Origin of the sequence: Raoultibacter timonensis (assembly GCF_900240215.1) — a bacterium.
In the GTDB taxonomy this organism is placed as follows: Bacteria; Actinomycetota; Coriobacteriia; order Coriobacteriales; family Eggerthellaceae; genus Raoultibacter; species Raoultibacter timonensis.
Genome location: NZ_LT964679.1, coordinates 729,888 through 736,196 on the forward strand (window position 1 = coordinate 729,888; position 6,309 = coordinate 736,196).

The 6,309-nt window shown below is 62.0% G+C and carries 8 protein-coding genes; all 8 read left to right on the forward strand.

Annotation, left to right across the window (positions count from 1 at the left end; genetic code table 11):
* Positions 1-834, forward strand: an 834-nt coding sequence (locus C1722_RS03170; RefSeq protein ID WP_146040673.1) for an aldehyde dehydrogenase family protein, incomplete at its 5' end; no start/stop codon positions are given.
* A 289-nt stretch (positions 835-1,123) separates the two neighbouring features.
* Positions 1,124-1,594 (forward strand): ribosome maturation factor RimP, encoded by a 471-nt coding sequence (locus C1722_RS03175; protein WP_102377958.1) that lies wholly within the window; start codon positions 1,124-1,126, stop codon positions 1,592-1,594.
* Between the two features lie 15 nt (positions 1,595-1,609).
* On the forward strand, positions 1,610-2,818 hold the full coding sequence (gene nusA, locus C1722_RS03180) for a transcription termination factor NusA (RefSeq protein ID WP_102377959.1): 1,209 nt from the start codon (positions 1,610-1,612) through the stop codon (positions 2,816-2,818).
* A 10-nt stretch (positions 2,819-2,828) separates the two neighbouring features.
* Positions 2,829-3,119 (forward strand): RNase P modulator RnpM, encoded by a 291-nt coding sequence (gene rnpM, locus C1722_RS03185; RefSeq protein ID WP_244902422.1) that lies wholly within the window; start codon positions 2,829-2,831, stop codon positions 3,117-3,119.
* 56 nt (positions 3,120-3,175) lie between these two features.
* Positions 3,176-4,201: a hypothetical protein gene (locus tag C1722_RS17275; protein WP_425319359.1), complete on the forward strand. Its 1,026-nt coding sequence runs from the start codon at positions 3,176-3,178 to the stop codon at positions 4,199-4,201.
* Between the two features lie 10 nt (positions 4,202-4,211).
* The gene (rnpM, locus tag C1722_RS03200) at positions 4,212-4,502 is read left to right on the forward strand and encodes an RNase P modulator RnpM (RefSeq protein WP_244902422.1); all 291 of its coding nucleotides are present in this window, start codon (positions 4,212-4,214) and stop codon (positions 4,500-4,502) included.
* Positions 4,503-4,525: 23 nt separating this feature from the next.
* Complete coding sequence (locus C1722_RS03205) at positions 4,526-4,846, forward strand: translation initiation factor IF-2 N-terminal domain-containing protein (RefSeq protein ID WP_425319360.1); 321 nt, start codon at positions 4,526-4,528, stop codon at positions 4,844-4,846.
* A gap of 60 nt (positions 4,847-4,906) precedes the next feature.
* A partial coding sequence (locus C1722_RS03210; RefSeq protein WP_102377961.1) for an aldehyde dehydrogenase family protein occupies positions 4,907-6,309 on the forward strand: 1,403 nt, incomplete at its 3' end.

Here is a 6,309-nt window from a genome sequence, read left to right on the forward strand (position 1 = left end):
CTCGAGAACAAGAAGATCAGCAAACTCGCCTTCACCGGCTCCACCGAGGTCGGCCGCGACGTCGCCCTCGCGGCGGCGGAGCGCCTGATCCCCGCCACACTCGAGCTCGGCGGCAAATCGGCGAACATCATCTTCCCTGATGCGAAGTGGGATATGATGCTCGACGGCATCCAGCTCGGCATCCTGTTCAACCAGGGACAGGTGTGCTGCGCCGGCAGCCGCATCTTCGTGCATGAGGACATCTACGATAAGTTCGTGGAAGACGCCGTGCATGCGTTCGAGAACGTGAAGGTCGGCCTGCCGTGGGAGGACGACACCCAGATGGGCAGCCAGATCGACGAGGGCCAGATGAACAAGATCCTCGACTACATCCAAATCGCGAAGGACGAGGGCGGCAAGGTCCTCGTCGGCGGCGAGCGCGCGACGGAAGGCGAGCTGGCCAAGGGCGCGTTCTTGAAGCCGACGCTGCTCGAGGTGCCGAACAACTCGTGCCGCGTCGCCCAGGAGGAGATCTTCGGGCCGGTGGCCGTGGTCATCAAGTTCAAGGACGAGCAGGAGGTCATCGACATGGCCAACGACTCGGTCTACGGGCTCGGCGGCGCCGTGTGGACGCGCGACATCAACCGCGCATTCCGCGTCGCCCAGGGCGTGCAAACCGGGCGCATGTGGGTCAACACCTACAACCAGATTCCGTCGGGCGCGCCGTTCGGCGGCTACAAGGAGTCCGGCATCGGGCGCGAAACGCATAAGATCATGCTCGAGCACTACACCCAGACCAAGAACATCATGATCAACCTAAGCGAAGATCCGAGCGGGTTCTACCCGGCCAAGTAGGGCGGGGCGCCGTAGGATTTCACCGGGCGGGCGGCATCGATGCCGCCCGCTTTTTGCGTGGCGGACAGAACCTGAGCTGCAACGGGTCTGCACCTCCTTTGAATCGCGCTATCTATGGATTTACCTCGCAGATGGGGTTCTGTCGGTGAAACACCTTTTCACACTGAAAGAAATATGGTATAAATACTGATTGTCTATGCACGGGTCAATGCATGGGCGATAACATACTTTCGAACGTTTGGTGAAAGTGGGTTTATCCCGCTTTCTTTTTATCTGGGAGGTGACCTGCATGTTGACCGCAAAAGAACAAAGTCTGCTCGAGGCGCTCGAGGCGCAGGCCGCCGAGCATGATATCGAGATCGTGACCGTTGAAGTCGCGGGAGCGAAGAAGGCCCCGACCATTCGCATCTACATCGACACGCCCGAGGGCGTGAGCTTCGACGAGCTGTCGGGCGCCCAGGTATGGATCAACGACATCATGGACGAGCTCGACCCGTTTCCGGGGGCGTACACCCTCGAGGTTTCATCGCCCGGAATAGACCGACCGCTGCGTACCCTCGAGCATTTCGAGCGGTTCGCCGGCGAAACCGCCGTCATCCAGACCGTCGAGCCCCAAGGGGGGCGCAGCAAATGGACGGGCACTCTTGCGGGAATCTGCGGGAATGCCGTTTTGCTCGACGTGGACGGCGTCGAAGAGAAGATCGACATAAGCACCATCAAGCGAGCCCGCCTTAAGGGCGTGGTGGACTTCGGTTCGTAGGAAAGGAAAAGCATCGTGGCAAGTTCAGAATTGATCGAGGCCCTGCAGGCGCTGGCTCATGAGCGAAAGATCGACGAGTTCTACCTCATCGAGCGCCTTGAGGCCTCTTTGGCGAAAAGCTATCAGCATATTCTCGATTTGGAGTGGGATGCGCGCGTGACGATCGATCGCTCGACCGGTCAGATCTACGTGTACGAGCTTGTGCCCGTCGGCGAACCCGACGAGGAGACCGGCGAGTACGCCGAGTTCGAAGAGCGCGACGTCACCCCCGACGATGTGAGCCGCATCGCTGCGCAGAATGCGAAGGGCGTCATTTCGTCCATCGTGCGAGAAGCGGGCCGCCAGAGCATCTACGAAGAGTTTTCGAATCGTGTCGGCGACTTGGTGACGGGCACCGTATTGCAAGGCACCCCCGATTTCACGATCATCAAGATTCGCGACGGCGTCGAGGCGGAACTGCCCCATTACGACCTCAAGCGCAATCCGGGCGAGCGCAACGAGCGTCCCGGGAACGAACATTACCGTCACAATCAGCGGCTCAAGACGCTGATCATCGACGTGCGCGATCCGAACTCCGATGCGCCCAAGATGCGCGGCGAGCAGGCTCGCCCCTCGATCGTGGTGTCGCGCACCCACCCCGACCTCATCCGCCGCCTTTTCGAGATCGAGGTTCCCGAGATCTACGACGGCATGGTGGAGATCAAATCGATCGCCCGCGAACCGGGCGCCCGCAGCAAGATCGCGGTTGCGTCCCGTGAGCCGAACCTCGATCCGGTCGGCGCGTGCGTGGGCCCTAAGGGCTCGCGCGTCCGCATGGTGGTCGAGGAGCTGCGCAACGAGCGCGTCGATGTGATCCAGTGGGACGAGAATCCCGCAACCTACGTTTCGAACGCGCTTTCCCCGGCTAAGGTGACGCGGGTCACCATCGACGAGGATAACCATTACGCTACGGTCGTCGTTCCCGACGATCAACTTTCGCTCGCCATCGGCAAGGAAGGCCAGAACGCGCGTTTGGCCGCCCGCCTTACCGGTTGGCACATCGATATCAAGAGCGCATCGTTCGCCGGAGAGCCTCCCGTGGTCGACAACATGCTCATCGACGAGGATGCTGCCACCGATGAGGAACTTGTGTGCGCCCACGTGAGCGAAGATGGCGTGCGCTGCCGCAACCACGCCCGTCCGGGCAGCCGCTACTGCGGTATCCACGCGGGGGACGAGGCGTAGGCGGAAAACGATGGTCGAGATGCAGGACAAGCCGAAACGCCAACGCAGCTGCATTGCCTGCGGCGGTAAGGCGGGCAAAGGCGATCTGCACCGCATCGTGCGTGCAAGCGATGGAACCATCGCATTCGATGCAACGGGCCGTGCAGCCGGCAGGGGAGCGTACCTATGCTCCGAAGCCTGCCTCGAGAAGGCGGTTGCATCGAAAAGGTTGGATCGGGCGCTTCGGGCGTCGCTGACCGATGAGGATTACGAACGGGTTGCCTCCGATATGAAACAGGTGATCCGCGGAGCTACAGGATAGAATGAGGAGAATGTATGGCCAGCATGCGTGTACATGAGTTGGCAAAAGAGTTCGGCATGTCCAGCAAGGAACTGCTCGATAGGCTCGCGGAGATGAAGATCCCCGCTAAAAGCCATGCGAGCATGCTTGCCGATGCCTACGTTGCCAAGATCAGGAAGAACCTGGAACCTGAGATAAAGCAGCGTGCCGGCCAGCTCGAAGATACCGAGGCTGCCGAGCTCGCCGAAGAGCAGCGCGCCCAGGCAGAGAAGAAGGCCGAAGAGGAGCGCAGGCGCCGCGAGGCCGTCGAGGAGGAACGCAAGCGCCGCGAGGCGGAACGCGCTCGCCGCATGGGCGGATCCCCTGCAGCATCGCAGGACGACGAAGGCGACGAGCCAAGCGAGGGCGAAGCGTCCGACGCTTCCTCGCACACGGCGCCGTCATCGGCGTTCGAGAGGCTTGCGAGCCAGATCGAAAGCGAGAAAGAACGCGTTGCGCGCGAAGCCGAAGAGGCGAAGGCGCGTGCGCGGGCTGCCGTTGCGGCGAAAGAGGTCGCCAAGAAGCAGGCGGTAGCCGAGGCGCTGGCGGCGCGCAAGGCAGGCGGCAAAGGCGCCAAGCACAGCGAGCCCGCCAAGAAGGCCCCGGTTCTCGGTGCGAAGCCCAAATCGTCATTCGATTCGCTGCTTTCCCAGATCGAAAGCGAGAAGGCCCGTATCGAGCAGCAGAAGGCCGAGCGCCAGAACGCTCCCAANGCAACCTACGTTTCGAACGCGCTTTCCCCGGCTAAGGTGACGCGGGTCACCATCGACGAGGATAACCATTACGCTACGGTCGTCGTTCCCGACGATCAACTTTCGCTCGCCATCGGCAAGGAAGGCCAGAACGCGCGTTTGGCCGCCCGCCTTACCGGTTGGCACATCGATATCAAGAGCGCATCGTTCGCCGGAGAGCCTCCCGTGGTCGACAACATGCTCATCGACGAGGATGCTGCCACCGATGAGGAACTTGTGTGCGCCCACGTGAGCGAAGATGGCGTGCGCTGCCGCAACCACGCCCGTCCGGGCAGCCGCTACTGCGGTATCCACGCGGGGGACGAGGCGTAGGCGGAAAACGATGGTCGAGATGCAGGACAAGCCGAAACGCCAACGCAGCTGCATTGCCTGCGGCGGTAAGGCGGGCAAAGGCGATCTGCACCGCATCGTGCGTGCAAGCGATGGAACCATCGCATTCGATGCAACGGGCCGTGCAGCCGGCAGGGGAGCGTACCTATGCTCCGAAGCCTGCCTCGAGAAGGCGGTTGCATCGAAAAGGTTGGATCGGGCGCTTCGGGCGTCGCTGACCGATGAGGATTACGAACGGGTTGCCTCCGATATGAAACAGGTGATCCGCGGAGCTACAGGATAGAATGAGGAGAATGTATGGCCAGCATGCGTGTACATGAGTTGGCAAAAGAGTTCGGCATGTCCAGCAAGGAACTGCTCGATAGGCTCGCGGAGATGAAGATCCCCGCTAAAAGCCATGCGAGCATGCTTGCCGATGCCTACGTTGCCAAGATCAGGAAGAACCTGGAACCTGAGATAAAGCAGCGTGCCGGCCAGCTCGAAGATACCGAGGCTGCCGAGCTCGCCGAAGAGCAGCGCGCCCAGGCAGAGAAGAAGGCCGAAGAGGAGCGCAGGCGCCGCGAGGCCGTCGAGGAGGAACGCAAGCGCCGCGAGGCGGAACGCGCTCGCCGNTGGTTCGTTCAGTAGCTGGCTTCCAGCTAGGCAGAGCGTGCCGCCAGCGCGCATCATCGTACGAAAGGAAACCGTATGAACAACCCTGCTCAGAACTCCTACCAACTCTATATCGGCGGCGAATGGGTCGACGCCTCTGACGGCAAGACGCTTGACGTGTATTGCCCCGCAAACGGAGAGAAGCTCTCCGAAATCGCAGATGCCACCCGCGAGGACGTCGACCGTGCCGTCGACGTTGCATGGGAGGCGTTCAAGACGTGGAGCAAGACCACGAAGGCCGAACGCGCCATCATCCTGAACAAGGTTGCCGATATCATCGAACAGAACGCCGAGCATTTCGCGATGCTCGAGACGCTCGACAACGGCAAGCCGATCCGCGAAACCCGCGCAATCGACGTTGCCTACTCGGTCGATCACTTCCGCTACTTCGCCGGCGTGCTCCTGGCCGATACCGGCGAGGCCGACATGCTGCCCGGCAACATGATGTCGCTCGTGCTGCACGAACCCATCGGCGTCGTCGGCCAGATCGTGCCGTGGAACTTCCCGTTCCTCATGGCCGCTTGGAAGCTCGCCCCCGTGCTCGCCGCCGGCGACTGCACGGTGTTCAAGCCCTCTTCGACGACCTCGCTCACCGTGCTCGAGCTCGCGAAGCTCACGCAGGATGTTATTCCCGCGGGCGTGTTCAACGTCGTCACGGGCCGCGGATCGAAGTCGGGTCAGTACATCCTCGAGAACAAGAAGATCAGCAAACTCGCCTTCACCGGCTCCACCGAGGTCGGCCGCGACGTCGCCCTCGCGGCGGCGGAGCGCCTGATCCCCGCCACACTCGAGCTCGGCGGCAAATCGGCGAACATCATCTTCCCTGATGCGAAGTGGGATATGATGCTCGACGGCATCCAGCTCGGCATCCTGTTCAACCAGGGACAGGTGTGCTGCGCCGGCAGCCGCATCTTCGTGCATGAGGACATCTACGATAAGTTCGTGGAAGACGCCGTGCATGCGTTCGAGAACGTGAAGGTCGGCCTGCCGTGGGAGGACGACACCCAGATGGGCAGCCAGATCGACGAGGGCCAGATGAACAAGATCCTCGACTACATCCAAATCGCGAAGGACGAGGGCGGCAAGGTCCTCGTCGGCGGCGAGCGCGCGACGGAAGGCGAGCTGGCCAAGGGCGCGTTCTTGAAGCCGACGCTGCTCGAGGTGCCGAACAACTCGTGCCGCGTCGCCCAGGAGGAGATCTTCGGGCCGGTGGCCGTGGTCATCAAGTTCAAGGACGAGCAGGAGGTCATCGACATGGCCAACGACTCGGTCTACGGGCTCGGCGGCGCCGTGTGGACGCGCGACATCAACCGCGCATTCCGCGTCGCCCAGGGCGTGCAAACCGGGCGCATGTGGGTCAACACCTACAACCAGATTCCGTCGGGCGCGCCGTTCGGCGGCTACAAGGAGTCCGGCATCGGGCGCGATCCGCAGAACAA

Excerpts from the sequence above, each read along its gene's own strand:
- C1722_RS03175 (WP_102377958.1), top strand. The coding sequence starts at position 1,124 with ATGTTGACCGCAAAAGAACAAAGTCTGCTCGAGGCGCTCGAGGCGCAG.
- rnpM (WP_244902422.1), top strand. The coding sequence starts at position 2,829 with ATGGTCGAGATGCAGGACAAGCCGAAACGCCAACGCAGCTGCATTGCC.
- rnpM (WP_244902422.1), top strand. The coding sequence starts at position 4,212 with ATGGTCGAGATGCAGGACAAGCCGAAACGCCAACGCAGCTGCATTGCC.